The organism is Candidatus Ryanbacteria bacterium CG10_big_fil_rev_8_21_14_0_10_43_42, from assembly GCA_002793915.1.
In the GTDB taxonomy this organism is placed as follows: domain Bacteria; phylum Patescibacteriota; class Minisyncoccia; order Ryanbacterales; family 2-02-FULL-48-12; genus 1-14-0-10-43-42.
In genome coordinates this window covers 121,925-148,584 of sequence record PFEF01000006.1, presented here as the reverse complement: position 1 = coordinate 148,584, position 26,660 = coordinate 121,925, and the positions used below count along the sequence as shown (strand labels likewise).

At 43.5% G+C, this 26,660-nt stretch carries 23 protein-coding genes and 1 tRNA gene; 8 read left to right on the top strand and 16 right to left on the bottom strand.

The features are described 5' to 3' along the window. Positions 1 to 43 precede the first annotated feature (43 nt). A complete protein-coding gene (locus tag COU90_03180) occupies positions 44 to 1,261 on the bottom strand; it encodes a glycosyltransferase family 9 protein (GenBank protein PJE64424.1) in 1,218 nt (405 codons plus the stop codon). An 18-nt stretch (positions 1,262 to 1,279) separates the two neighbouring features. On the opposite strand from COU90_03180, the gene COU90_03175 reads away from it, so the two are divergent. Both COU90_03175 and COU90_03170 read left to right on the top strand, forming a co-directional pair. Continuing rightward, positions 1,280 to 3,010 carry a hypothetical protein gene (locus COU90_03175; GenBank protein ID PJE64423.1) on the top strand — a complete coding sequence of 577 codons (1,731 nt, stop codon included), beginning with the start codon at positions 1,280 to 1,282 and terminating at the stop codon, positions 3,008 to 3,010. A 164-nt stretch (positions 3,011 to 3,174) separates the two neighbouring features. Then, complete coding sequence (locus COU90_03170; protein PJE64422.1) at positions 3,175 to 3,396, top strand: hypothetical protein; 222 nt, start codon at positions 3,175 to 3,177, stop codon at positions 3,394 to 3,396. Between the two features lie 33 nt (positions 3,397 to 3,429). Here the strand turns inward: COU90_03170 and COU90_03165 are convergent, their stop codons facing one another. The 7 genes from COU90_03165 to rpsB form a co-directional block, all read right to left on the bottom strand. After that, positions 3,430 to 4,227, bottom strand: a complete 798-nt coding sequence (locus tag COU90_03165) for a UDP-diphosphatase (protein ID PJE64421.1) — start codon at positions 4,225 to 4,227, stop codon at positions 3,430 to 3,432. Positions 4,228 to 4,255: 28 nt separating this feature from the next. Then, on the bottom strand, positions 4,256 to 4,729 hold the full coding sequence (locus COU90_03160; GenBank protein ID PJE64420.1) for a YbhB/YbcL family Raf kinase inhibitor-like protein: 474 nt from the start codon (positions 4,727 to 4,729) through the stop codon (positions 4,256 to 4,258). A 40-nt stretch (positions 4,730 to 4,769) separates the two neighbouring features. After that, positions 4,770 to 6,173, bottom strand: a complete 1,404-nt coding sequence (locus tag COU90_03155; GenBank protein ID PJE64419.1) for a leucyl aminopeptidase — start codon at positions 6,171 to 6,173, stop codon at positions 4,770 to 4,772. 293 nt (positions 6,174 to 6,466) lie between these two features. Beyond that, positions 6,467 to 6,541, bottom strand: a tRNA-Thr gene (locus COU90_03150). Next, positions 6,542 to 7,006 (bottom strand): hypothetical protein, encoded by a 465-nt coding sequence (locus COU90_03145; protein PJE64418.1) that lies wholly within the window; start codon positions 7,004 to 7,006, stop codon positions 6,542 to 6,544. 63 nt (positions 7,007 to 7,069) lie between these two features. Next, positions 7,070 to 7,519, bottom strand: a complete 450-nt coding sequence (gene tsf / locus COU90_03140) for a translation elongation factor Ts (GenBank protein PJE64417.1) — start codon at positions 7,517 to 7,519, stop codon at positions 7,070 to 7,072. 37 nt (positions 7,520 to 7,556) lie between these two features. Continuing rightward, positions 7,557 to 8,432 (bottom strand): 30S ribosomal protein S2, encoded by an 876-nt coding sequence (rpsB, locus tag COU90_03135; protein PJE64416.1) that lies wholly within the window; start codon positions 8,430 to 8,432, stop codon positions 7,557 to 7,559. 41 nt (positions 8,433 to 8,473) lie between these two features. On the opposite strand from rpsB, the gene COU90_03130 reads away from it, so the two are divergent. Next, positions 8,474 to 8,722: a 50S ribosomal protein L31 gene (locus tag COU90_03130; GenBank protein PJE64415.1), complete on the top strand. Its 249-nt coding sequence runs from the start codon at positions 8,474 to 8,476 to the stop codon at positions 8,720 to 8,722. Positions 8,723 to 8,772: 50 nt separating this feature from the next. Further along, on the top strand, positions 8,773 to 9,510 hold the full coding sequence (locus COU90_03125; GenBank protein PJE64414.1) for a peptide chain release factor 1: 738 nt from the start codon (positions 8,773 to 8,775) through the stop codon (positions 9,508 to 9,510). Between the two features lie 229 nt (positions 9,511 to 9,739). Here the strand turns inward: COU90_03125 and COU90_03120 are convergent, their stop codons facing one another. Then, complete coding sequence (locus tag COU90_03120; GenBank protein PJE64413.1) at positions 9,740 to 10,075, bottom strand: hypothetical protein; 336 nt, start codon at positions 10,073 to 10,075, stop codon at positions 9,740 to 9,742. Further along, positions 10,051 to 10,371 carry a hypothetical protein gene (locus tag COU90_03115; GenBank protein ID PJE64412.1) on the bottom strand — a complete coding sequence of 107 codons (321 nt, stop codon included), beginning with the start codon at positions 10,369 to 10,371 and terminating at the stop codon, positions 10,051 to 10,053. Before COU90_03115 ends, COU90_03120 begins: the two co-directional genes overlap by 25 nt. A gap of 352 nt (positions 10,372 to 10,723) precedes the next feature. Between COU90_03115 and COU90_03110 the strand changes: the two genes are divergently transcribed. From COU90_03110 to COU90_03100, 3 genes are read left to right on the top strand one after another with little or no spacing between them, the layout of a single operon-like run. After that, the gene (locus tag COU90_03110; GenBank protein ID PJE64411.1) at positions 10,724 to 13,900 is read left to right on the top strand and encodes a DNA polymerase III subunit alpha; all 3,177 of its coding nucleotides are present in this window, start codon (positions 10,724 to 10,726) and stop codon (positions 13,898 to 13,900) included. 56 nt (positions 13,901 to 13,956) lie between these two features. Continuing rightward, complete coding sequence (locus COU90_03105; protein PJE64410.1) at positions 13,957 to 15,702, top strand: threonine--tRNA ligase; 1,746 nt, start codon at positions 13,957 to 13,959, stop codon at positions 15,700 to 15,702. 6 nt (positions 15,703 to 15,708) lie between these two features. After that, positions 15,709 to 16,647 (top strand): tRNA (adenosine(37)-N6)-dimethylallyltransferase MiaA, encoded by a 939-nt coding sequence (locus COU90_03100; GenBank protein ID PJE64409.1) that lies wholly within the window; start codon positions 15,709 to 15,711, stop codon positions 16,645 to 16,647. A gap of 179 nt (positions 16,648 to 16,826) precedes the next feature. Here COU90_03100 and COU90_03095 read toward each other — a convergent pair whose 3' ends face one another. Next, the gene (locus tag COU90_03095; GenBank protein PJE64408.1) at positions 16,827 to 18,302 is read right to left on the bottom strand and encodes an Asp-tRNA(Asn)/Glu-tRNA(Gln) amidotransferase subunit GatB; all 1,476 of its coding nucleotides are present in this window, start codon (positions 18,300 to 18,302) and stop codon (positions 16,827 to 16,829) included. 116 nt (positions 18,303 to 18,418) lie between these two features. Here COU90_03095 and COU90_03090 point away from each other — a divergent pair, with 116 nt between their 5' ends. Further along, positions 18,419 to 18,982 carry an elongation factor P gene (locus tag COU90_03090; GenBank protein ID PJE64407.1) on the top strand — a complete coding sequence of 188 codons (564 nt, stop codon included), beginning with the start codon at positions 18,419 to 18,421 and terminating at the stop codon, positions 18,980 to 18,982. A gap of 16 nt (positions 18,983 to 18,998) precedes the next feature. Here the strand turns inward: COU90_03090 and COU90_03085 are convergent, their stop codons facing one another. The 5 genes from COU90_03085 to COU90_03065 form a co-directional block, all read right to left on the bottom strand. After that, positions 18,999 to 20,762: a hypothetical protein gene (locus COU90_03085; GenBank protein PJE64406.1), complete on the bottom strand. Its 1,764-nt coding sequence runs from the start codon at positions 20,760 to 20,762 to the stop codon at positions 18,999 to 19,001. Positions 20,763 to 20,793: 31 nt separating this feature from the next. Beyond that, a complete protein-coding gene (locus tag COU90_03080; GenBank protein ID PJE64405.1) occupies positions 20,794 to 21,309 on the bottom strand; it encodes a hypothetical protein in 516 nt (171 codons plus the stop codon). A gap of 9 nt (positions 21,310 to 21,318) precedes the next feature. Beyond that, entirely contained in the window at positions 21,319 to 22,599 is a 1,281-nt protein-coding gene (locus COU90_03075) for a hypothetical protein (protein ID PJE64404.1), read from the bottom strand. A gap of 97 nt (positions 22,600 to 22,696) precedes the next feature. Beyond that, entirely contained in the window at positions 22,697 to 23,722 is a 1,026-nt protein-coding gene (locus COU90_03070) for a hypothetical protein (protein ID PJE64403.1), read from the bottom strand. Positions 23,723 to 23,785: 63 nt separating this feature from the next. Beyond that, on the bottom strand, positions 23,786 to 26,659 hold the full coding sequence (locus tag COU90_03065; protein ID PJE64402.1) for an excinuclease ABC subunit UvrA: 2,874 nt from the start codon (positions 26,657 to 26,659) through the stop codon (positions 23,786 to 23,788). Position 26,660 lies beyond the last annotated feature (1 nt).

The following is a 26,660-nucleotide window of genomic DNA, read 5'->3' as shown; positions in this document are numbered from 1 at the left end:
GAAAGTAGTCATTTTACCCCTATAAAATAACGGTTTTTTGGCTCTATATTCCCTCCAATACTTTCCGAAATACCCCCTCTACTTCAATACTTTGAAGACATGCATTAAGTGTGCACGGTGTCCGACGCTGATTTTGCACCGATACGCAGGGACTACAAGCAAACCGTGAATATAGCACGGTACAGTTTTGAGAAAGTGGCCTATAGAGAGCAGGCGTTTCCGGACCAAAAAAGACAAATAAAGGAGTGTCGGTAAGAGATGCAAAATGCGCCGGACCGGAGTCATTTGTAATAAGTGCGTGTGATAGCGAAAAAAGATCGATGAGTTCGGTGAGAGATGTTTTACCGGCAACATTTATGGCGCGCTCCACCCCCACAGCTTTTGCAATATATTCCGCTTCTTCCCGTTCTTCCTCCACGCCGGTTATAACAATAAACACACCATTTTCCGCCGATAATTTTTTTGCCAATGCCGCATAATTCTCAAGCGGCCACTTTCTCATTTTCACCAACTTACTTGCATTTGGATTGATGACAATAAGTCGGTCAGTTTTACTAACACGCGGATTAATCCCCATTAAAATTTCCCATACGCGATCCTTTGCTTTTGTATCGGGGTGTCGTACCGGTAAAGAAATATCATCCTCCGCTATGGAAAATTTACTTAAAGGAATATCGCTCGACGATTCTGTAAGTGCACGTACAAGCGCTATGTACGAATGTGCTGTATGAATGTGATTATTATACGGCACTTTATGTGTTAAAAAATTCCCGATATACATCCCTTCATTAAAATACCGGAAAAATCCAACTCGCTTCCGCGCCCCCGAAAAATATGAAAGAAGGGTACTGTAGCGGACAAACATTTCAAGATTAATAACCGTGTCGATCTTCCGTTTACGGCAAATAATAAGAATACGAAGCGTGTCGCGTATAAAAGAAATTATATCGGAAGCATCTATTATGAGCGTATGTTCCGCGTCTACCACATCCAGTACCTGCATCGTAGCTTTATTCTGCTTAAATAGAAGAAAATAAAATGTTGCATCGGGGTACAACTCCTGCGCCTTTCGCATTGCCGGATATGCGATAATCGTACTTCCCATTTCCGCTAATTCTATGAACAGTATGCGCTTAGGATTATTGTCATACTGCGGATTTTTTAACCCCAAAAACCGAAGGACACGATACCATATCGTTACCAGAAAACAGAGCGGGATCCCCACCCAATAATCAATGCGGCGCATGGTATCAGGTGTCATGTGATTACTTTACCATACATGTTATCGTTGACCATATATATCATGCTAAAAAAATATCACACCCTTATTCTTATAAGTATTCTTCTTTTGGCGGCATTTTTACGCCTTACCGCCATAAGTTCCGGAGACCCTCTTACGGATGAAGTCGGATACGCATTCCGGTCAGTGGGGCTTCTGGATTTTGACGAAGCGGGCGACCAAACAACGCCGCTTGAATGGTTTGATCCGGATATACCTTCCTGGACAAAGCTTTCTTTCCATGATCATCCGCCGCTCGTATTTTGGGTACAGCATGCATTTATAACCGTGTTTGGCGAGCGTAATTTTGCGTTTCGGTTTCCGTCTGCTCTTCTGGGCATAGCATCGGTATACATTCTGTATCTTATCGGGCGACGCCTATACGATGATGATGCAGGTCTTCTTGCGGCCGGCATATTTGCCGTTACGGTAAATCCCGTTACCATATCCCGTCTTGGCTTACAGGAAGCATACGTTATGTTTTTTCTTCTGCTTTCGTACTATGTCTTTATTCGTGCGCGCGAAAATAAATCATATCTTACCGTCTTAGGAGCGATTCTTGGATTAGCTTTTCTTACAAAATATACGCTTTTTGTGCTAATACCTATATTTGGAAGTTATCTCCTTTTGTTTCATCGGGATTATTTATGGTCGCGGCAATTATGGATCGGTGCCGGAATCGGAACTATAATTTTTAGTCCCGTACTTTTATACAATTACCATTTATGGAAGACCGTCGGTCATTTTGACTTTCAGCTCTCATATATATTTGGACAACATCCGGCTGTATGGCAGATCGCACCGGGCAAAGAACAATTTCCAACCATAAATGCGCGCCTTGCGTCATTTGTTCCTAATACTATCGGTTTTAATTCCTGGATTTTTCTCTCTATGTTTGCGGTAAGTATTATGGGATTTCTTTTTACATGTAAAAAGAATTGTGTAGAAATTCTCCGTAAACATACCCTTTTACTTCTTTCATTTGGATGGATTCTCCTTTTAATTATTGGGCTTATCGGCCCCTCCCTTCGCTTCATATCATTTCTTACGCCATTCATGGCGCTTGGCATAGCTTACTTTCTTTCGACAGCAATACGAAAGTCTAACTTCCGCATAGGAATGCGTGTGGGAATTATTAGTGTGTTTTTATTGATTGAATTTCTATATTCAGTAAATACTCAATTAATATCATATCCCTACGGTGCTAAATTATGGACATTCTCGCAAAGCAGATTCGATAACTATGCCTGGGGATACAATGAACTTAATGCGTATATCACAAAAGAACTGGACGGGCGCATGCCGGCATTCGCCTTTGAATCACAGTATGCATTCATCAGCGAAATTCATAAAAAATCTCTTACTGAAGCGGAACGCGCAGGGAAAGAACCTTATCCGCTTCTTATATTATACGACCGAAACATCCAAAGTATGGGACAGTTATGGATACTAGATAGATTGCAGATTTATCATGCATGGCCTGTAATTCCCATTGACCAGTATCTTAGTTTTCTTAGTGAGCAGGGTCCTGATTTATTTGACCGTGTTGGTGTTACAAAAACAATTATTATCATACCGGCAGAAGGCATACCCCTTAAAACGCAAAAATTCCTCACGCCTGTCGGCAGAAATTTTGAGAATCAATTGCATGCGTCCGGCATTATGCCGACGCGCATCATCGCTAACAAACGCGGAAATGAAGCATTTCGCATATATGAATTGACAAATTAAATTAATGATGTATTATAAAAAAAGAAATCCTTGGGAGGTGTAGAATGCCATGCCAAAAAGAGTCCATCTTTACCAACTCCCCCACAGCGATGGAACCCCTCACTTCATTTCCATTTTTCCCATGTTTTGAAAGTCTCTTATCTGACAAAAAATTATCGGGATTCATGACCAATGAGTTGGTGTTTAAATGGTTGGTGTTTACCGACGGAATAGAGAATTTTGTTCTTCCGAATGGTGAGACTGATTTTTGGGAAGAAGAGCGGTGGATACTCTCGAAAGAACGTGAGTGGCCTTTTGCGTTCGAGAGTCTCTGTGAGACATTCGGGCTTCAAACTGAATCATTGCGCAAAACACTTATACACGCCCGCGAAAAAAGAATGTCGTAATATCGTCTTGTTTACACCTCTCCGGAGGTGTTTTTATATAAATGCCGCCAGTAACGCAAGTACGCCAAATCCAAGCGCAAAATAACCGAAGTTTATTTTTTGAGCAAGCTTAAGAAGGCCGTTAATAGTGAGGAATCCAAAGAAAAACGAAACAAAAAAACCTGCCATAAGAGGCGGTGTAATGGCAAATTCTTTACTATTTAAAAGAATATTTCCTCCCAATACTATCGGTAAACTCATTAAAAAACTTACGCGCAAGGCGGATGCTGTGGCGTATGATCGAAATAAAAGCGCCGCTACTGTAATACCGGAACGGGAAAGACCGGGCAGAACAGCGCATCCCTGCACAACACCCAACACTAAAGCATCCTTCATGGTCAAGTCCCTTGTTTCTCGTATGTTACTATGTTCCTTTTTTTGAGTAAGCTGAAGTACGCCCGTTATAATAAGAAACATACCAATAAGTCCCGTAATACCACTCCCGCCCACCTGTAACCAGTCACTTGCTATTTTAATGCCGGAAAATAATATCAATCCCACGCTACCCGAAACACCCGTTGCGATAATAAGAAATCGGACAAGGTGATGTATTTCCTCCGTTTTCTCCCGCCAGAAAAGAGCCAGTATAATGTCTCGCACATCTTTCCAAAAATATACCAAGGCGGCCAAAAAAGTGCCGCCATGTAAAAACAAAGAAAGGCGAATAATTTCCTCAAGAGGTACGGTATTTTTCGTAAGAGCCGTGTACACAAGTGTTGTAATGCCCTCCGAACTAATTGGAAGCCATTCCGTTACGCCTTGTATGGTTCCTAGTATAATGGCTTCAAACATACATGTTTGTTAATGGGTAAGATTGTTCTTACTTGGAATAAGTACCCATAAGAGAAGCATCTCCCAATACGTGCCCCCTCATTGCCTCCTCTATTTGAAAAACACGCGACGTAAGAGGAATATTAAGAGGAATATCGAGTGCATACAGGCGGAATATATACCGGTGAGTCCCGCTCGGCGGACACGGACCGCCGTATCCTTTTGTATTAAAACTTGTCGTCCCCTCAACGGCATGACGCGCTATATTGGACGTGCCGGGAATTGAAGCATTTTTTGGAGAAATACCCGCCGCTATTTCGGATGTATCCGGCGGAATATTCCACATTGTCCAGTGAATCCATATTTCTCCCGGAGCATCGGGGTCACTCATGATAAGTGTAAAACTCTTTGTTCCCGGCGGTGCGGTTTGGATAGAGAGCGGCGGATTTATATTGTTCCCGTCGCATGTATATTCCGGCGGAATAGGTGTTGTGTCTTCAAATGCACTACTGACTAATTTCATAGTACCGACTTGGTTTATTATATTCGACTATACTTCAATACTAATACGTTTCGAGTAATTTAACCAATAACCGCACCGGCGCACCGGCGGCTCCCTTAGCCAGGTAATCCCCTTCAATGGATGTCATGCGGGGAGCTATATCAATATGAGCCCACGGAGAATCGACATCTTTTGCAAATGCATGTAAAAACTTAGCAGCCGTTATAGCGCCTCCATACTTATTTTTTCCGGTATTCGCAATATCCCCGAACGTGCCGGCAATATCTTCATCATACTCATCCCATAACGGAAGCGGCCACACATAATCTCCCGACTCTTCTCCCGCTTTGCGGATCATGTTTTCAGTTTGCGCATCTGTCGTAAATAAAGCACTGCACCGCATACCAAGCGCCACCATAGAAGCTCCGGTAAGCGTGGCTACATCTACCATAAGAGAAGGGTTATATTTTTTTGCATATGTTATGGCGTCCGCCAAAATAATACGCCCTTCGGCATCCGTATTGAGAACCTCAATAGTGCGGCCTGAAAGTGATATAAGTACGTCTCCCGGACGATACCCTGACCCGGACGGCATATTTTCCACCGCAGGAATAAGGGCGATAACATGGCGCTTTAATTTCAGTTTTGCCGCCGCTACGACGGCATGCATAACAGCCGCCCCTCCCGACATATCCATATGCATCTCATACATGCCATCGGCGGGTTTTAAATTAAGTCCTCCCGTATCAAATGTAACGCCCTTACCGATATACACAATAGGATTTCCTTTTGCGTTGGGTGGCGCATACTCCATGATGATAAACCGCGGTACTTCACCCGAACCGCGGGAAACCCCTATTATGCCTCCCATCTTTTTTTGCGCTATCTCTTTTTCATCAAAAACGGTTACGCGTATTGGTGTACCCTTTGCGGCTTTTTTTGCTTCCTCCGCAAGACGTTTCGGTGTCATTTCTCCACCGGGAATATTCGCGAGGTGCCGGCACGCATTAACTTCTTCTCCTATAATACTTCCTTTAACAAACGCCGCCCGGACACTTTTAGAAATATCACCCATAACCACCACACTCAAAACCCACGGCCATCCGTTTTTCGGTTTCGTTTTATAATCCACAAAATCAAAATTTGCCATCTCCATATTAACAGCAATAAGTTCCGCAATCTCTTCTTTTGATATAGTCACCTGCGGAAATAAAAAATCTGAAAAGGAAATGGCGATACGAGAAATAGCCTGAGATTTTGCAAATATAATAATTCTCCGTGCCGCAAGAACAAGGCGTCGCCTCGTTATAACACCTTCCTTCCCTATGCCGATTTCAAGAACGTCATGCGTATCCGGGGATCGTACTAATATATTTTCTTTCTTTTCGGTAATGCGCACACAAACAACCCCCTTTGGTAAAGGGGCATCTTTCCTTGCATAGGCAAATTTAAGAGAAGACATCATGAATGCGGTCGATTTACATTTTTTGCCTTTTTCAGCTTACCATATTCCACCGTTTTTTTATATCGAAAAACGGATGGTGTCCGGTATGCCGTTTTCCCTTTATGTGTTTGTTTCTTAGCGTAATTTTTCATGAGCGTCGTTTCTTTATGACTTTACTCAAACTTACTTTATTAAAAATTCGTAATGATGACCATAGCGCATGCGAAGCGCGTGGAGCGTACACGACAGTTTCAAGCCATCACGCGCTTCGCGCGTCCAACGCCTTGGAATCTTCCTTATCTTTTTCTATAAAATAGAGCCACCTCTCGGATTCGAACCGAGGACCTTCACTTTACAAAAGTGTTGCTCTGCCACTGAGCTAAGGTGGCTTATTTACGGCTTATTTCAACCGGAGCAAAATCATCCGGCGTATATTCACGCACCTCAATTCGTTTTTCACTCATAACATTCTTTTTTCTTTTACTCCATCGCGCCGCTTTATGCCACCCATGCAAATCGCGCCAATAAACCGAAGGCTTTCGCCTAATACTACGTTCCCGTATTGTATGGCCCATACGAAAAAGATTATGTTCAATATGCAAGACAAAAATCCGCACGCGCGAAATTTGCCTCATAATAAATGCAAATAATATATCGCGACAATAACGATACCAGAATATCTGAATACCATGCCGCACCATATATACCATTTGCAAAAAAAGAGGCGGTTCTTTTAAGAGAAGGTACCGCAATTGGGTATCGCTCATATATGACGCACTTCGTATACGCCGCACCAAAAGAGCAATGATACCCACTAAACTTACGCCAAAAATAATAGAAGCCGGAATAATCATATGAAGATCATATCTCTAGAGCGGATTATGATATCAAACATACTCTAAAGCGAGGGTAACGCATTAGGCGTCAAACCGGGTAAATCGCGTGACCTGTATATTTTCTCCAAAACGGGCAATGGTTTCTTTTATCACATCGCCAACCGTTTTCGATTCATCCTTTACAAAGGGTTGCTCGTTCATTTCCTCCGTCGTTGCGGGATTTGCAGCGGCAATATGCATAGCAATATCATGCGCCACCTGCTTGAATGCCGGGTTACGTGCGACGAAATCCGTTTCACTGCGGATTTCAAGAAGAACGCCAATACGTCCGGCACCGTGTATATATGCTTCCACAATACCCGTACCCGTTTCGCGGGTGGATTTTTTGGCAGCCACCTTTACGCCTTCTTCGCTTAAGAGGATAATCGCTTTTTGAATATCTCCCTCTGCTTTTTCAAGCGCTTCTTTGCACCGGTTAATCGGCGCATCGGTGCGATCACGTAGTTCTTTAAGTACTGCTACGTCTACCATAATACCATAATCTTAAAAGGTCTCTTAATAATTTTTATTATGCCGCCGTGTCAATTTTAGGCTTAACATCTTTTCCGCCATTTTTTTCCGCGGAAATAGGAGCCGGAACAACTTCAGGAAGCGGAATCTGTTTCGTAAGTCCGTCCTGATAGGCCTTTTTAAGTGCTTCGCATACAAACTCTATACTGCTTTTAGCATTATCATTCGCCGGAATAACATGAGCAATATGCGTAGGATCCGTATCGCTATTTGAGAGGGCTAAAATGGGGATGCCTTTTTTCTCGGCTTCCCGAACTGCAAGCTCCTCTTCTTTTATATCGATCACAACCATAGCATGCGGAAGACGAGACATTGTTTCAAGCCCGCCAAACATGTATCGAAACTTTTCAATTTGTTGAGAGAGCTTAAGCGCTTCATGTTTTGTATACTTTTTAAATTCTCCTTCCGCCTGTTGGCGCTCCAAATCCTGCCAATACTGCACGCGTTCGAGAATAATTTTAAAGTTGGTAAGCGTTCCTCCCAGCCACCTCTCCACCACATACGGCATACCAAGCTCCATCGCCATTTTGCGAATACAATCTTTTGCCGAAGCTTTAGTTGCTACAAAAAGAATCGTTTTTCGCTCCATAGCAAGCGTACGCATAACATTTTTTGCCTCTTCAAATTTGGGAAGAACTTTTTGCAGATCAAAAACCTCAACATTATTTTTTGTGCCATAAATAAACGGCCGCATTTTTGGATGACGACGTGTTTTTGCATATCCAATATGCATACCTGCCTTGAACATGGCGGAAATCTCAGGACTTACGGCTATTTTCTCTTCCTCGCTTATAGGAGATATCATAAGAAACACATTACCATAGAGCATTGCCACGCGCAAGAGTTTTGTGCTCTGCATAGGCAAATAGACCATTATACTTGCATGAATGAGCCATATGGTGTATTATAGCACTCATGAAAAAGGATATTCATCCACCATATTTTGCCGGTGCAAAAATTTCCTGCGTATGCGGAAATGTTATTTCCGTTGGCTCCACGAAAGAATCCACAAGCGTTGAAATCTGCAGTAATTGTCATCCCTTTTACACCGGAAAAGAAAAATTGGTAGACACGGCGGGCCGCGTTGAAAAATTCCGCACTAAAGTGGAAAAAGCCGCAAAACAAAAAGAAAAGAAAACGACTGCGCGCAAAGTACGCAAATAATTTCTCACTCGACATTAATCCGCCTCTACTCATCTAACCCCTGTCCCCTCATGACACGCAACTCTATTATTATGGAAATTCGTGCCGGCGCCGGCGGAAACGAGGCCGCTCTTTTTGCATACGAATTAGCGCAGATGTACATGCGTCATGCCGAAAAAAAAGGATGGAAACTTACTAAAATTGATGAATCCGGCAATGACCTTGGCGGATACAAAGAAGTGGTGTTCGCTATTCGAGGCGAGAATGTATACGAAGATTTTAAACATGAATCGGGCGTGCACCGAGTACAACGCGTTCCCAAAACGGAAAAATCGGGACGCGTACATACCTCAACCATATCGGTGGCCGTACTCCCCGAAGTGGAACAGGCGGAAATGGATATTAAGCCCGAAGATATTGAGGTCACTTTTTCACGTGCCGGAGGAGCGGGCGGCCAGAATGTAAATAAGGTGGAAACAGCGGTACGTATTTTACATAAACCTACCGGCATTATAGTTCGTTCTCAAGCGGAGCGGTCACAGACCCAAAATCGTGAACGTGCTATGGGCATATTGCGCGCAAAGGTATACGAGGAGGAACAGCGTAAAAATGTTGGTGACGTGGCGCAAAGCCGCAAAGACCAAATAGGTACGGGAGACCGTTCTGAAAAAATCCGCACCTATAACTTTATGCAGGATCGTATAACCGATCACCGCATCAAGAAAAATTGGCACGACATCGAAAATGTCATCGCCGGCGATTTCGAGAAAATTGTAAAAGCGTTCCGAAAGAAACAGGAAGATAAATAATATAAACATGTCTTCTCACATAAACCACCCATAATGCATCTTTTGAGCAGTGAGAGCAAAGACAGGTGTGGATATTGTTGAAAAAAAGAGCCGTATTGCACGGCTCTTTTTTCAGTGTTTTGGGCGATTAGAAATTACACCACTCATTTTGTCGGCAAATTTTAAAAGTTGGTTAAGAAGAAAGTTAGAGATATGATGTCATATTTCATATACAAAAGTATGAGGTTTATTATAGCCCGTATGAATCTTCTGATTTAACAGAACTCCGATTCTTCAAATCTTTCTCTCGCTCCCGGAAATATACATTGGAATAGAAAGGGAATCGGAGAATAAGAATAGTGCTCGCAATTGCATCGAAAACACTTTTGTTCCAAGTTTTTCTTATATCCCTATAATATAGAGATCCAACCACCAACCCTCTAGCCGCCAGAACAAAGATCCCTAAAAAGAATGGGGTCCTCGAAAATTCTTCATTATAAGTAGCGAAAAGCCAAACGACAGATGCAGATACTAGAAGGATCGTTATAATATCAAATATTTTTACAAATATAATCCAAGTGGGCATATATTTATTTTACTTGCATGTTTAATACTCTTATGTTCGGCTTTCATCTGATTGAAACCGTAAGTTCGTTCTAGAATGGCTTCCATATCATGCGTGGTTGGCATAACTGCGACACGTTCGCGTAGGTCTTCAACGGTACTGGTAAGGTGTCCGAGATCGGCGCGTACTTCCGCGATATCAGTTTTCATGGTTTGGCAGTCTGTTGATGCTTCCGTAAAGCCGGTTTGTACCATCTCGGCGGTAGGAAAAACCTCTTTCATCGCGCCTATAAGCTTTTGAATGTCTTGTTCATTCATATGCCTATACTATACGCCCATAGATACCATAGTCAATAAAAATTACCGTATACGATTGTTTATAATAGAAAGATGAAATTCTTTCAAATTTAACTTACAATAAATATATTCGAGTAATCTTATTTTCATTATTGTAAGGATTCGCATGTTTGGATGAAACTCAACCTACCTACCGGATAGACAAGGGCGCGAAGGTAAAATAATCAGAGACCTTAACTAAACTAAGAGATTTCTAGATTTGGATGCGATACAAGGCGCAAGCGAAGCGGCGAGAAAGCCGTATCGGGTATACGGTGTCGAGCCCCTGGAGCTTGCAACGCAGTAGCGCGCCAAATATAGGAATCGAAAAATTATGTCATTTGTACATCTGCATACCCACTCCCACTACAGTCTCCTCGACGGTCTCTCTAAGATCGATGAACTTGTCGCACACGCAAAAGAAAAGAACATGCCGGCACTTGCCCTTACGGATCATGGCAATTTGTACGGCGCCATTGAATTTTATCAGAAAGCAACCAAGGCAGGTATTAAACCCATTATCGGTGTGGAGGCATATATAACGGCGGGCGACATGACGAGTAAGATTGCCGGCATTGATGATAAGCGCTTTCATCTTATCTTGTTGGCAAAAAATCAAACCGGGTACAAAAACCTTCTTAAACTTGTAACGGCATCTAATCTGGAGGGCTATTACTACAAACCCCGCATGGACAAGAATCTTCTTAAGAAACATGCCGACGGCCTTATCGCCCTTTCGGGATGTTTGTCGGGCGAGATTCCGCAAGCCCTTTTAATAAACGATCAAGAAAGAGCTAAAGAGCTTGCCGACGAATATAGAAGTATTTTCGGTGCGGATAATTTTTATATTGAAATCGGCAATCATCCCAATGTACCGAATTACCCAAAAGTAGTGGATGATCTTATCGTATTCGCGCGCGCAAACGCCATACCCCTCGTTGCAACGCAGGATGCGCATTATCTCCATACCGAAGATGCCGCCGCTCATGACGTGCTTCTCGCCATACAAACAAACTCCCACGTGGGTGATCCAAATCGTATGTCTATGAAATCGGATGATTATTCCGTGCGGGCACCGGAAGAAATGAAGGAATTATTTCCTCATATACCGGAGGCTGTTGAAAATACTCTGCGTGTTGCAGAAAAATGCAATCTCAAACTTGAGCTCGGCACCATACAACTTCCCCATTACCCTATCCCCGATGGAAAAACAGATGCCGAATATCTTAAAGAAATGTGTGAAAGTCGTATTAAAAACCGATACCCCGAACCTGCAAAGGAAATTTATGACCGCATGCACTATGAGCTTTCCGTATTTGAGAAAACCGGATTTACCACCTATTTTCTGATGGTGCAGGATTTCGTAAATTGGGCGAAAGATCAAGGTATTGTAGTGGGTCCCGGACGCGGTTCCGCCGCCGGATCCATAGTGGCGTATATTCTCGGCATCACGAACGTTGACCCTATTTATTATAATCTTCTCTTTGAGCGGTTTATGAATCCGGACCGCATCAGTCCACCCGATATTGACCTGGATTTTGCCGATACACGCCGTGATGAAGTTATTGAATATGTTTCCCGAAAATACGGGCGCGACCATGTGGCGCAAATTATCACCTTTGGCACCATGGCGGCACGAGCCGCTATACGGGACACCGGACGCGCTATGGGGCTTCCATATGGATTCTGTGACCGCATTGCAAAACTCATCCCGTTTGGATACGGTCTTGAAAAAGCTCTCGCCGAAGTTGCCGAATTGGAAGAATTATACAAAAAAGATCCGCAAACAAAAGAACTTCTGGATGCCGCTAAAAAACTGGAAGGCGTTGTGCGGCACGCCTCCACGCATGCGTGCGGTGTTGTTATTACCAAAGATTCCCTGACGGACGTTATGCCGCTTCAGTATGCCACCAGCGGCGGCGGAGAAGAATCGGCAAAATCGCTTGTTACGCAGTACGAAATGCATGCCGTGGAAGATTTGGGACTTTTGAAAGTGGATTTTCTCGGTCTTGCCAACTTAAGCATTATTGAAGATGCTCTTTTGCGCATTAAAGAACGCCATGGCGTTACCCTTGTAATTGACGATATCCCTCTGGATGATGAGCGTGTATTTGAACCTTTTAAAAGCGGAGAAACGACGGGATTCTTTCAGTTTGAATCGGCAGGTATGCGCAGATACTTAAAAGAACTTCGTCCGAGTGAATTTGAAGATCTTATTGCCATGGTTTCCTTATATCGTCCCGGCCCGATGGAACTTATTCCATCATACATTAAGCGAAAACACGGAGAGGAAAAAATTACCCATCTGCACCCCAAACTGGAACCCATACTTCGCAGTACCTATGGCATTGGTATCTATCAGGAACAAATGATGCGTATAGCGCGCGACCTTGCCGGCTTCACACTTGCCGAAGCCGATACGCTCCGAAAGGCAATCGGTAAAAAAATTGTGGATCTCCTTGCCGAACAGCAAGAAAAACTTATATCGGGCATGGTGAAAAATGATATTCCGAAAGAAACCGCCGAAGCCATATGGGAATTATTTCCGCCATTCGCCCGATATGGTTTTAACCGCAGTCATGCGGCGTGTTATGCACTTATTGCATACCAAACCGCATATCTTAAAGTACACTATCCGGCAGAATTTATGGCCGCCATTATGAATGCCGATGCTAAAAATGTTGAGCGTATGGCTTTTTTGGTAGGCGAATGCAAAAACATTAATATAACAGTATCCCCACCGAGCATAAATGCCAGCAATAGAGATTTTACCATCGTATCCGAACATGAAATACGCTTCGGATTTGCCGCCATTAAAAATTTAGGCAGTAATACTACGGATGCCATTATAGAAGAACGCAAAGCCGGCGGCGTATTCACTTCGTTTGAAGACTTTCTTAACCGGATGAATGCGGGCACCATCAATAAAAAATCCCTTGAGGCACTCGTAAAATCGGGTACGTTTGATGATCTGGAGGAACGTAATCGCATACTTCTTAATATGGATGCCATTTTGGATTATGTACGTGAAGCCGGCAGGGCAAAAATGCAAAATCAGTCTTCCCTGTTTACCCTTCTTCCCGCCGAACAAACAGCACCTCTTCTCCGCCTTCCGTCCGTAGAAGCCGCGTCTATGACCGAACGCCTTCGCTGGGAAAAGGAACTCTTGGGATTGTATGTATCCGGACATCCGCTTGATCCATTCAAAGAAAAAATTCCGCGATCGAATTCCAGCATAGCGACCGTAAAACAATTCCGCTCCGGTGCCGCCATTACAACGGCGGGGCTTATTTCAAACATGAAAAAAATTCTCACGAAAAAAGGAGACACCATGGCATTCCTTCGCATTGAGGATCTGTCCGATACCATCGAAGCTGTCGTATTCCCCAGTGCGCTTAAAAAATATGGCGAACACTTAAAAGAAGAAAATTGCATATCCATAAAAGGAAAAACAAACGAACGGGAGGGTGAAACTTCCATTATCTGCGACGAAATTATAGTTATGGTATAGCTAAGGATAAAAAATGCCGATATTCCCTTTCTCTCAATTTTTGCTACAATCCACCCATGACTCAAAACAAAAAATCGAACACCAATATAGAGCATATCCGCCACTCACTGGCGCATATTTTGGCCACCGCCGTTTTGGAAAAGTATCCCAAGGCGGAGCTGGGCATTGGACCCGCTATTGATACCGGTTTTTACTACGATATTAAATTTTCCAAACCAATAAGCGAAGATGAGCTTCCTGCCATTGAAAAACGCATGCGAGAAATTATCAATGAAAATCTTCCGTTCTCCAGCGAAAAAATTACTCCCCAAAAAGCGCGTTCTCTTTTTAAAAACCAACCGTTTAAACTTGATTTAATAAAAGAATTCACGAAAGATAAAAAAGATTTAACCGCATATACAACCGGTAATTTTGTGGATCTTTGCAAGGGCGGACATGTTAAAAACACAAAGGAAATCAATCCCGATGCGTTCAAGCTTTTGAAACTCGCAGGGGCATACTGGCGCGGTGATGAAAAAAATCCCCAACTTACCCGCATATACGGCGTGGCATTTTCAACAGTAAAAGAACTGGAAGACCACCTTATGCTTTTGGAAGAGGCCGTACGGCGCGATCATAGAAAACTCGGCCGCGAGCTTGGACTTTTTGTATTTTCGGACATAGTTGGTCCCGGTCTTCCTCTTTACACCCCCAAGGGCGCCGGTATATTGCGTCGCATTAAAAACTTCTCGCATGCGCTTCGTACCGAAATCGGGTATGAAGAAGTGCAAACACCCCAAATAAATAAAGACAAACTTTTCATGAATTCGGGACATTATGAAAAGTTCAAGGATGATATGTTTCATGTATCATCAAACTATTCAAAAGAAGCGTATTTTCTAAAGCCCATGAATTGTCCCCAGCATACGCAAATTTATGCTTCGGAAATACGGAGCTATAAGGATCTGCCCGTTCGTTATGCCGACTTCTCTCTTCTTTATCGGGATGAAAAACCGGGAGAGCTTTCCGGTCTTACTCGCCTTCGATCCTTTTCCCAGGATGACGGACACGCATTTCTACGGGAAGATCAAGTAGAACAAGAATTTAAAAATGTTCTTACCAGCATTAATACTGCCATGAAGCGCTACGGGCTTTCTTATTATATCCGCCTATCCCTTCGTGATGAAAAAAATAAAGAAGGATATCTTGGCACTGATGCCGTATGGAAAAAATCACAGGCAACACTCAAAAAACTTCTTAAAAATAATGCCATAGACTTTGTTACCGCAGAAGGCGAAGCGGCTTTTTACGGCCCTAAAATGGATCTTATTGTGAAAGACGCACTCGCACGGGAATGGCAAATTTCCACCATTCAAATAGATTTCAATCAGCCGGAACGCTTTAATCTCGAATATATCGATGAAAAAGGCAAAAAACGGCGCCCCGTTATGGTGCATAGCGCCATTACCGGATCTCCCGAGCGTTTTTTCGGACTCTTAATTGAGCATTACGCCGGTGCATTTCCATTCTGGCTCGCGCCGGTTCAGGTAAAAGTACTTTCAATAAACGACAAAGTACATGACTATGCCCATACCGTTATGCAAAAACTTGTAGAACATAATATTCGTGTGGAACTTGATACGCGCAATGAATCTATCGGTAAAAAAATCCGCGAGGGCGAAAAAGAAAAGATTCCTTATCTTCTTATTATCGGTGAAAAAGAAAAAGATGCCGAAACGGTGAGCGTACGCGAACATGGCAATAAAGACGGCGGCGTACAAAAAATTGACGCACTGCTTAAAAAATTTGAACATATTTTGTAGATAAAAATGCCGGCACGCTCCCTTATTGCAATCGTAGGACCAACCGCATCCGGAAAATCCGAGTTGGCGGTTTTTTTGGCTAAAAAATATGACGGTGAAATTATATCGGCTGACTCCCGGCAAGTGTATAGAGACCTTGCTATTGGTACGAATAAAATTTCCGGGCAATGGCAAAAAAGAGATGGAATGGAAAAAACGACATTCACCTATAAGAATATTCCCCATTATTGCATTGATTTTATAGATCCAAAAGAAACATATACAGTCGCTGAATTTAAAAACTGTGCCGACAAAGCAATAAAAGACATTCTCTCGCGCGACAAAACACCCTTCCTCGTTGGCGGTACCGGACTCTATATAGATGCCGTTGTATACGGCATCGTACCGCCGAAAGTACCTCCCAATAAAAAACTCCGTGAAGACTTATCCGAAAAAACAACGAAAGAACTTTTTGCACTCCTGCAAAAATGCGATCCGGCGCGTGCGGACGCTATTGATCCTGATAATCCACGGCGCCTTATACGCGCGATAGAAATTACAACGGCACTCGGATCGGTCCCTCTCATAAAAAAGGATCCGCAATATAACACGCTTATGCTCGGTATAAAACGAACCGAAGAAGAAACAAAAAAACGCATTACTCATATGGTGCATGACATGCTGGAAAACGGCCTCATTAATGAAGTGCAGAGTCTTATAAAAAACGGCATACCAAAAGAACGCATCCGCGAACTTGGCTTTGAATATTCTTATGCATTGGAGTATTTAAAAGCTCCCGAGAATGAGGTCTTCGGAAGCTTACAAGAGCTGGAGCATGTTCTCATACAAAAAAACTGGCAATACGCAAAACGCCAAATGACATGGTTTAAGAGAGATAAAAATATTCGATGGATTTCCAGCCAAGAAGAAGCGGAAGATCTTATACAGGTATTTCTTGCATATTAAAAGGCGTTACATACATGCAACACCCCTTCCAGCATACCCAGCAGAGCTTAAACTTATGCAATAAGTAATCTAGACGTAAATGAGGCATGGTTACGATAACCATGCCTCCGCTATAATGGTCGTTCCGCCTACTTTCCTCTTATGATGAGGAGGCGTCGAAGACTCATGCATGCATAATATTACTCCTGTAATAATTGCGTCAATACGTCTCGTACCACCTGCGGATTGGCGGCTCCCTTTGTTTTTGCCATTACTTTTCCGACTAGCGCCTGCAAAGCAGGTTCTTTCCCGTTCTTATAATCTTCCGCCATCTTTACGTTCTCCTCTACAACTTCTTTTGCAACCGTCTCGAGAGCGCCCGCGTCGCTCACCTGCGCAAGCCCTTCTTCGTGTACAATAACGGACGGATCGGACCCATCGGCAAACATGCGCATGAGCACATCTTTTGCTACTCGTGAGGATATTTCATTGGTGAAAATCATTTTTACAAGCTCGGCAAGATTCTCCGGTGTTATGAGAATTTGTGATATGTGTGCACTTTTTTCAATCATCAGAGCCTGAACGTCCGATGTAAGATAATTCGCCAAGAGCGTAATAGCCCTTTCTTCACCTTTCGATTCTTGTTTGCCGTTCAGCCATTCACGAAGTTCCGATGCCGCCTGCTCAAAATAATCCGCATATGCTTTATCGGCGATAAGTGTTTCGCGCTGTTTTTCATTTATAGGGTACTGTTTTGAAAAACGCTCTCGCTTTTCCGCGGGGAGTTCCGGTAATGTATTTCGAATAGCCTCAATGTCCCATCCTTCCTCTTTGGTAAGATGGAGAGGCGGTAAGTCCGGCTCCGGAAAGTAGCGATAATCGGACGACCCTTCCTTCTTACGTTGAGATACCGTTATCCCCTTTACGTCATTCCATCCGCGCGTTTCCTGTGTTATATTCTCTCCCGCATCCAATAATACAGCCTGTCGGTCCATTTCATATTCAATAGCTTTCTCTACCGCACGGAATGAATTAATATTTTTAACTTCCACCTTCGTGCCGAATACTTCTTCTCCTTTGGGACGCAAACTGATATTTGCTTCTATGCGCATTTGCCCCTTTTCCATATCGGCATCCGACGCACCGACATATCGAAGAAGCGCGCGAAGCTCTTCTGCAAAATGTTTTGCATCCGCGGCGGAACGAATATCCGGCTCCGTTACTAGTTCCATAAGAGGCACGCCGGCACGGTTATAGTCCACGAGCGTGTTGTCCGGCATGTGCTGAAGCCGTCCGGCATCTTCCTCCAAGTGAACACGCGTTATATGAACACCGTCTAACATGCCCCCCGTTACGATGGGATATTCAAACTGTGATATCTGATATCCTTTTGGCAAGTCAGGATAAAAGTAATTCTTACGGTCAAATTGTGAAAACGCATTAATTTCTCCTCTCAAAGCAAGTCCAACCCGAATAACCTTCATTACAGCTTCCCTGTTAATAACCGGCAATGTCCCGGGATGCCCCATACATACCGGACAAATATTCATATTGGGATGAGACTCATGCGGATCATTCCGGGATGAACAAAACATCTTCGTGCGCGTATTTAACTCCGCATGCACCTCAATACCAACAACGACTTCATATTCCGTTTTTGTACTTGATTCTGCCATAGGTTGAATTGTAGCTAAAAATGGCGTAAAATCAACCTGCACTCAAAATACACCGTATGCAACATGTAATATATCCCGTTATTTTTGAGATATTGTTATAAACTACACATAACATAATGCTGGACTATAACGAGCTAAAAAAAGGAACTCTTTTCGAATGGAACGGCGAACCCTACGAAGTGGTTGAGTATAATTTTATGCGCATGCAACAGCGCCGTCCCGTGGCACAAACAAAAATACGCAACCTTAAAACGGGATCCGTATCAAGCCAGACATTCAAGCAATCGGACACCTTTAAGGAGTTGTCCATAGAGAAAAAATCCGCTATCTTTGTATTTTGCAATAAAGATACCTGCACATTTTACCCCTCCGGTAAACCCGGCGAGCGCTTTGTTATAGCAATAGATGCGTTGGGAGACAAAATAAAATACTTGAAGCCGCAATCCGAAATACTCGCACGCTACATCAACGATAAGCTCCTGGATATCGTCCTTCCCATAAAAGTGGATATTGCCGTAAAAGAAGCACCACCGGCCGTAAAGGGAAATACAGCACAAGGAGGCGTTAAACAGGTTACTCTCGAAACAGGGGCTGTAATAAATACTCCCATGTTTATTGAGCCCGGAGATATCGTACGCATTAACACAGAAACGGGGGCGTACGTTGAGCGGGTTACATAACGCGTACCTAAGAGTATTACAGCTTTACACTTTGCCCGGGCTCAAGCCGTTCTCCGCGCACTTCTTGCTTTGTTTCTTTTGACGAAGATGTTTGCGTGTTTTCCCGCACAGGAGAATTCTTTTTTTGCAGTGCGCGATGAAGAGCTTCTCTTAAATCTGTCATACCTGCCGGCCTCTTTTTCCGTTCCGGCTTTTTTTCTTCCTTTCGTGATGTGTACTCTTTTCTTATATCAGTAGCGTCATTCTTTTCTTCTTTTTTGGGAAGAAGAGATGCCAGTGAAAGAACTTTTTTGGGCTCTACCGGTTTTGTTGGTTGCGGAACAGGAACATCTTCCTTCTCCTTTTTTACGTGCGATGAAGAATACGACTCATGCTGTTTGGGCGGTTCTCGCCGAGGCACGATAACAGGACGCGCAGGTGCGTGGTCCGACCTTACAGGCGATATCGGCTTATGCGACTTGGACTGGGGTATGGCATCAATTATCTTGCTTAGTGCACGTATTTCCGTTTCTACCTCATCTTTATTACGTGCATAGGTCTTTCGAGAATATTCTATTATTTTTTCCGCTGTACGCTCTTCGGTATCAATAGCTAATGGCGGCAGAGTTGTTGCTGAAAACGGCGCGCACCGCACATTGTTAATCATAAGTTTTAGAAAAATATTATGATTAGGAAGACCGACTAAATCCTGAATGGTTACTTCCGGCGCAAATTCTTTTTCCAAAAACTCCGCATCCGTAGCACCCACGCGAAACGTAACCATTGTGCCCACGTTTCCAAAAACAGCGTCCCGCACTTTGGTGCTTGTTTCGGTAACGAGTTGTCCGATGTATTGATGAGCAATGATAATATTCAGACGATATTTACGCGCCTCGGAAAGAATGGACGCAAATGAATCCGTTGCAAAATTTTGAAACTCATCAACATATAAGTAAAAATCCTTCCGATCATCTTCAGGAATTTGTACACGCTCCATGGCTGCCAACTGAATTTTGGTAATAATCATAGCTCCCAAAAGCTGGGAATTATCTTCCCCGATACGCCCCTTCGATACATTTACCAAAATAATCTTCTCTTGATTCATCGCATCATACAGATTAAGTGATGTTTTTGGCTGTCCTACGATATTACGAATAAGGGGAGAAGATAAAAATTGTCCCACTTTGTTTTGAATGGCCGCTATGGCTTCATTACGAAATCGCGGCTCCCATAAATCGTATTCCTGCGTCCAAAAAGCGCGCACTTGATCGTTTTTCACATGAGAGAGCACTTCTTTGCGGTATTCTTTATCGATAAGAATACGTTGAATACCCAAAAGCGTTGCGCCCGGCATTTCAAGAAGGGCAAGTACGGCGTTATTGAGAATATATTCCATTCGCGATGACCAGACATTCGCCCAAATTTTGGTAAAAATCCCCATAAGACCCGAGGCGGCAATGGTACGGTAATCCGTATTCGTTGTCTGTTCCGGCACTTCGAGGACATTAAAACCTACCGGATTATTACTATCGGCCGGGTTAAAATAAATAACGTCTCGAATGCGCTCCGATGGAATCATTTCGAGAACTTCTTCCACAAATTCTCCGTGCGGATCAACAATACAAATACCATGCCCCGATCGTATATCTTGAAGCGCAATATTTTTAAGAAACGTCGATTTCCCCGTACCGGTCTGTCCGATAACATACATGTGCTGGCGGCGGTCTTTTTTTTGTATACCAAACATCCGCTCTTTATTGCGGAAATTTGTTTTTGCAAAATAGGCTACGCTGTCATCCATTTTTAAAGATTAGTATACATAGTTTTTGTATTTATATTGCCCCCAATTCCCGCAGTATTTTTTCGTATGTTTTAAGAGCACTTTCTCCCCTCTTTGAGGTAATTTCGTACGTAGGATGGTGCGCAACAGTATTGCGCAGTTTATGTATTTGCCATAAATCATCCAGACTTGGCAGTTCATCCTTTTTTATGGATTTCATACGATCTCCCATGGTTTCACCCGAATAATTATACGCTTTTAGTACGGCATCAACCAATGCATCCGCTTCAATAATTGCCGATTTAAAATCTTTTTGTTCTGTTGCATCTATCTTGCCGGTGATACGCGTCCATCCTTCGCGGGCAATTTTTTGGGTACGAATATTATTCTGTAAATCGGGATCTTTTTTTGGTTCCGTATTCTTCGCCAGCATGTCTCCGGGACGAGCTTCCATAAATTCCCGCTTTTTCATAATAGCATAAACAATCATTACCCATGAAAATAACGTAATAAGAAGCGCAAGTGATTTTATGACAGCAAGTATGGTATATGACACCGATCCATCCATATCGTTTCTTTATTTATTCTTAAAACCCTGAATACTATCTCCCGTTTCCTGAAAAATAGGAAGTCCCGCGGGAGGACCCACCTTCTTCGACTCCACGCGCTTCATTGACGGCGCGGTAAGAACAATATCTGTTGGATAATGATACAACGTTGCCAGTTCTTCTGTGTTAAAAATGGGAATATCCGCCGACAGTGTTTGTCCGGTGAATAATTGCTTAAAGAATGGCGCTTCCGGAAATGAACGCTTTATAAATGAATCGTAAATAGACTTTCGTCTTTGTAAAAGCCGCCAGGTGGGGAAAAAATAAGGATGCTTATGCCATATTGTTTGCGTGCGTACACTAAAATCATGCCGAAAGGCATTTAGTGTTTGTGCTTGATACTGATTAAACGCGCTTGGGATACCGGTTCGTGCAAGATCCTTATTGTAGATACTTTTAGGTGCTATATAAACATAGCGAATAACGGTATAATATCCCGGCTTTGAAATATTACGCTCTATTGCTTTTATAATATCTGTTTGTCCGGGTGTTCTATCCACCATGGATACCGTACTCTCTCCTCCTATTATAGTTGTTTTGCTTGACTGAGTACGCAACCCTTCAACCACTTTTTGCCCTTTTGCGCGCCATTCCATACCCGCCGGAACAATAATAAACTGTATCCAAAGCTCCTCTTCCACCTGCAACTTACTCAACATTTCAACGAGCGTGGCAATGGGATCCAACTGAGCATATTCATCCATGGATTCAAACTCCACATATGTACGAATGGGATAAACATCGTCCGTCATCAAGACAAGCTCCGATCCCCACAACTCATAATTATTTTCGGCAAGGTCGGCATACGTACTCGGCATACGCTCGGTGTAATCGGGAACCACGGCAATTTCCAGATCGGCATAACATCCAAACAAATTTGCTTCGAGAATATTTTTAAATTTCTTAGGCGTCTTAATAAAAAAATGTACTTCTCCGCCAATGGAAACAATTTCAAACGACATAGTAAGCGCTATCTCTCCATATAAAAGACCGTCAATAATATGGCTCGGAACCGTAGAGTTAAGAATACTGTAAATAGAGGTAAATAACTGCTCCATTGCCTTGGGTCCGCGCCTAATTTCACGAGGCACGCGTACCTCCAAAAAAACGTACTCAACATCGGCAATAAATATCGTGCGCTTATAATCAAGCCATGTAACCACAAGAACAAGGAACGACAAAACAGGCAACCAAATGAACCATGTAGTTACCGCCGCCTTAAAAAGAGAAATTGTCAATTGAGTTTCCACAATACACGCACATCGTTATCTTATGAGTTTCCCTCCCTGCATGATAAGTATATCATGAAAGGCGCCCGCCAAACCAATAAGATATCGACATTGTTCTTTATGCCACCGCCGTATACCGGCCGTCAGAAAGCTTTTTAAAAAACTTTTTATTTTGCAAATTAATAAGAATGGTATTAGCTTTTACCTGCCGTTTATCAAGCACCTTATCCACAATTTCTTCCTTGGTAAGCGAATCTTTTCGGAGCATGCGCATAATAATATCCCGTACCGTACCCGGTTCGTACCCCCACTCCCGAAGACCATACATACCGCGCCCCACCAACACAAAACGGCTATCTTTAATAAGCTCATTATGCACTGTTTGCGCATGAACACTGCGTTCCGCTACAAGATCACGGATAAGATTTGCCACACTCAAAAAATGAAGAGGCTTCCCTTCCCGCTGAAATACCAAATAAGCCATATCGCGCACGCCGCGCGGACGCACAAGACTCGAACTTGCGTGTCCCCACTGACCAAAGCAATTCTCTCCGATGCATTTTGAAATACCAATGTACCGATCAAGCTCATCGGAGTCTGCCGATACATTATGCGCCTCCATATGGTTTTGCACCTTGCTTACCAATTCATCACGCGAAAGAAGACTTGTGCTTTGCTCGATGTCGGCATGTACGGCATTAAGAGCGTTTTCTACGGCAGTCATTTTTTCAGTATTGGTTATCCACCGACTTGCAAGTTCATCGTTCTCCGGCTTGTGATCTATTGCCGGTGCTAATGTGAGCAAAAAAACGATATGATTTTGCGACTTTCCGTCCGTATCAAACTGGCGTACCAGCTGATCTTCCGCAACAATACCTCCCTTCTGTGTTATATATTCCTCAAATACAAAAAACACCGGCATAACATCCTTATATGCCGCACTCTTTTTAATACGTATTATGCTATCGCGCTCAATCTGGCGTACACGTTCCCGTGTTATGCCATACCCTTTTCCAATAGCTTCAAGCGTTTGACGCTTGCCGGTTTTACCCAAACCAAAACGCTTCTCGAGAACAGCTCCCGATCGTTTAGGTAATTCCGCCGTAAGTATTTCTACCGCCTTTTGTGGATGCATTGATACCATGTGCGCATAATAACATAATCCATAAAAAAGGTCAACTTCCCCCCTTAAAGCACTAAAAGCTCTTTATATAAGCCATTTTTGAGTAGGGGATTTCTTTGTACTTGCGATATCTTTCGGTGTTCCTTCGGCAACAATTATCCCTCCCGCGGATCCTCCTTCGGGACCTAATTCAATAATCCAATCGGCATTTTTAAGAACATCCGTATTATGTTCAATTACAAGAACACTATTTCCCTTTTCCACAAGGGCGCGCAGTACCTCTAAAAGTCGCCTGATATCCTCAAAATGAAGCCCCGTGGTTGGCTCGTCCAAAATATACAACGTTTTTCCCGTTGCCTTTTTTGCAAGCTCCGTTGCCAATTTTACACGCTGTGCCTCCCCGCCGGAAAGAGTGGTTGCCGGCTGTCCCAGGTGCATATACCCCAAACCAACATGAACAAGCGTTTCAAGGCGTGAGGCAATTGCCGGAATATCTTTAAAAAATATATACGCTTCTTCAATGGGCATTTCAAGTACATCCGCTATCGTGCGTTCATTATATAAAATGGAAAGCGCTTCTTGGTTATACCGCTTACCGCGACATTCTTCGCACTCGATATAAATATCGGGGAGAAAATACATTTCTATCTTTCGCACTCCCTGCCCCTCACATACTTCACATCGCCCTCCTTTTACATTAAAGCTGAATCGTCCCGCTTTATATCCCCGCGAGCGTGCCTCTCTTGTACGCGCAAACGCTTCCCTTATGAAAGAAAAAGCTCCCGTGTATGTTGCCGGATTTGATCGCGGCGTACGCCCAATAGGAGACTGATCCACAATAACAACCTTATCGATATGCTCAAGTCCCTCTATACTTTTATGGGGCGACGGTTCCGCCTTTGAACGATAGAAATACTGCATAAGCGCTCTTCCCAGCGTATCATTTACAAGCGTACTTTTACCGGATCCGGAAACGCCCGCAATACACACAAATTCACCCAATGGAATTTTTGTTGTAATGTTTTTTAAATTATTCCCCGAAGCTCCCTTTATGGTGAGATATGTTTTCTTGCTTTTCGGTGGCGTGCTTACCGGTATCGCTATATGTTTTCTATGAGAAAGATAATGCCCGGTAAGCGTTGATGCCTTCAAAAGCTCCTCTGCCGTACCCTCAAAAATTATCATACCCCCATGCTTTCCGGCACCCGGACCCAGATCAATAATCCAATCGGCTTCCTGCATTGTCTCACGATCATGCTCAACCACCAGAATAGTATTTCCTAAATCTCGTAATTTTTTGAGTGTTTCGATAAGACGTCCGTGGTCCCGCGGATGAAGTCCGATAGAGGGCTCATCCAATACATAAGTAACTCCCGTAAGACGGGATCCTATCTGCGTGGCAAGACGCACGCGTTGCGCTTCTCCGCCCGAAAGAGTTGTGGATTCCCTATCAAGGGTAACGTATTCAAGACCAACATCAATAAGAAACGTAAGACGACCCACAATTTCTTTAACAAGAGGACGTGTAATCTTTTTCTGCTCGAAAGATGACTGCTCAAGAATATCTTCAAAAAACGGTGCCGCGGATTGCACGTCCATGCGGCCAATATCTGCAATATTTTTCTTATTAATTTTAACTCCCAACGATTCCGGCTTAAGGCGTGCTCCATTACATGCCGGACATACCTGCGAACGCATATATTTTTCAATTTCGGCACGCGTCCATTCCGAATCTGTTTCTTTCCACCTCCGCTTTAAGTTCGAAATCACACCCTCAAACCCCTGTTTTCCTTCTTTCGAATCGGTGTCGTCGCCATTTAAAATAACATTCACCGCCGACTTTGGGAGATCTTTTATAGGAGTATGCAAAGAAAATTTATGCCGCTCGCTTACATCTTCCAGCATCCACCAATACCATGACTGGCGCCCCACCCTATGCGATGCTTTCGCCCACGGCTGTATTGCACCTTCCGCAAGCGTGAGTGTCTTATTGGGAAATACTAAATCGGCATCAATTTCAAGCGTATGTCCAATGCCGGTACATGCCGGACAAGCACCATACGGACTGTTAAACGAAAAAAGCCGCGGCTCCAATTCCGGCAACGAAACACCGCAATCGGGACATGCAAAATGTTCCGAGAACATAAGTTCCTCTTTTCCGGTATCCACCGCCGCAATACCTTTTCCTATTTTAAGGGCAGTCTCCAATGAATCAGCAAGACGCGGACGATCCAGTCCATCGTCCACCACAATACGATCCACCACAACCTCAATACTATGTTTTCTTTTCGGATCAAGCGCTTTATCCACCGCTTCCTCCGTTCGTATCACGACACCATCAATCCGCACGCGGGCAAATCCTTTCTTTTGTATTTCTTCAAGCACCCCCTTATGCTCTCCTTTGCGGCCGCGCACAATGGGAGCTAATAATATCGCCTGTGTACGGACCGGCATGGAAAGAATACGGGCGATAATTTCATCCACGCTTTGCCGGCGAACGGGTTTTCCGCACTCCGGACAATGCGGAATACCAATACGCGCATATAAGATACGCAGATAATCATAAATCTCCGTGATGGTGCCTACGGTAGAACGCGGATTACGCGAAACACTTTTTTGATCAATGGCAATAGCGGGTGAAAGGCCTTCTATGGAATCCACATCCGGCTTTTCTTTTACACCCAAGAACTGACGCGCATACGCAGAAAGAGATTCAACAAACCGTCGTTCGGCTTCGGCATAAACGGTGTCGAAAGCAAGCGATGATTTCCCTGATCCGGAAAGTCCCGTAATAACAACAAATTTATCACGCGGAATATCAACAGAGACATTTTTCAAATTGTGCGCACGTGCGCCACGCACCTGTATAGCATGGGCATTGCCGAGGGGGGGTAGTTCTGCCTTCGACAATACGCTCTTTTTGCGTGACGTACTCTTTTTTGATGCTTTTTTTGCCATA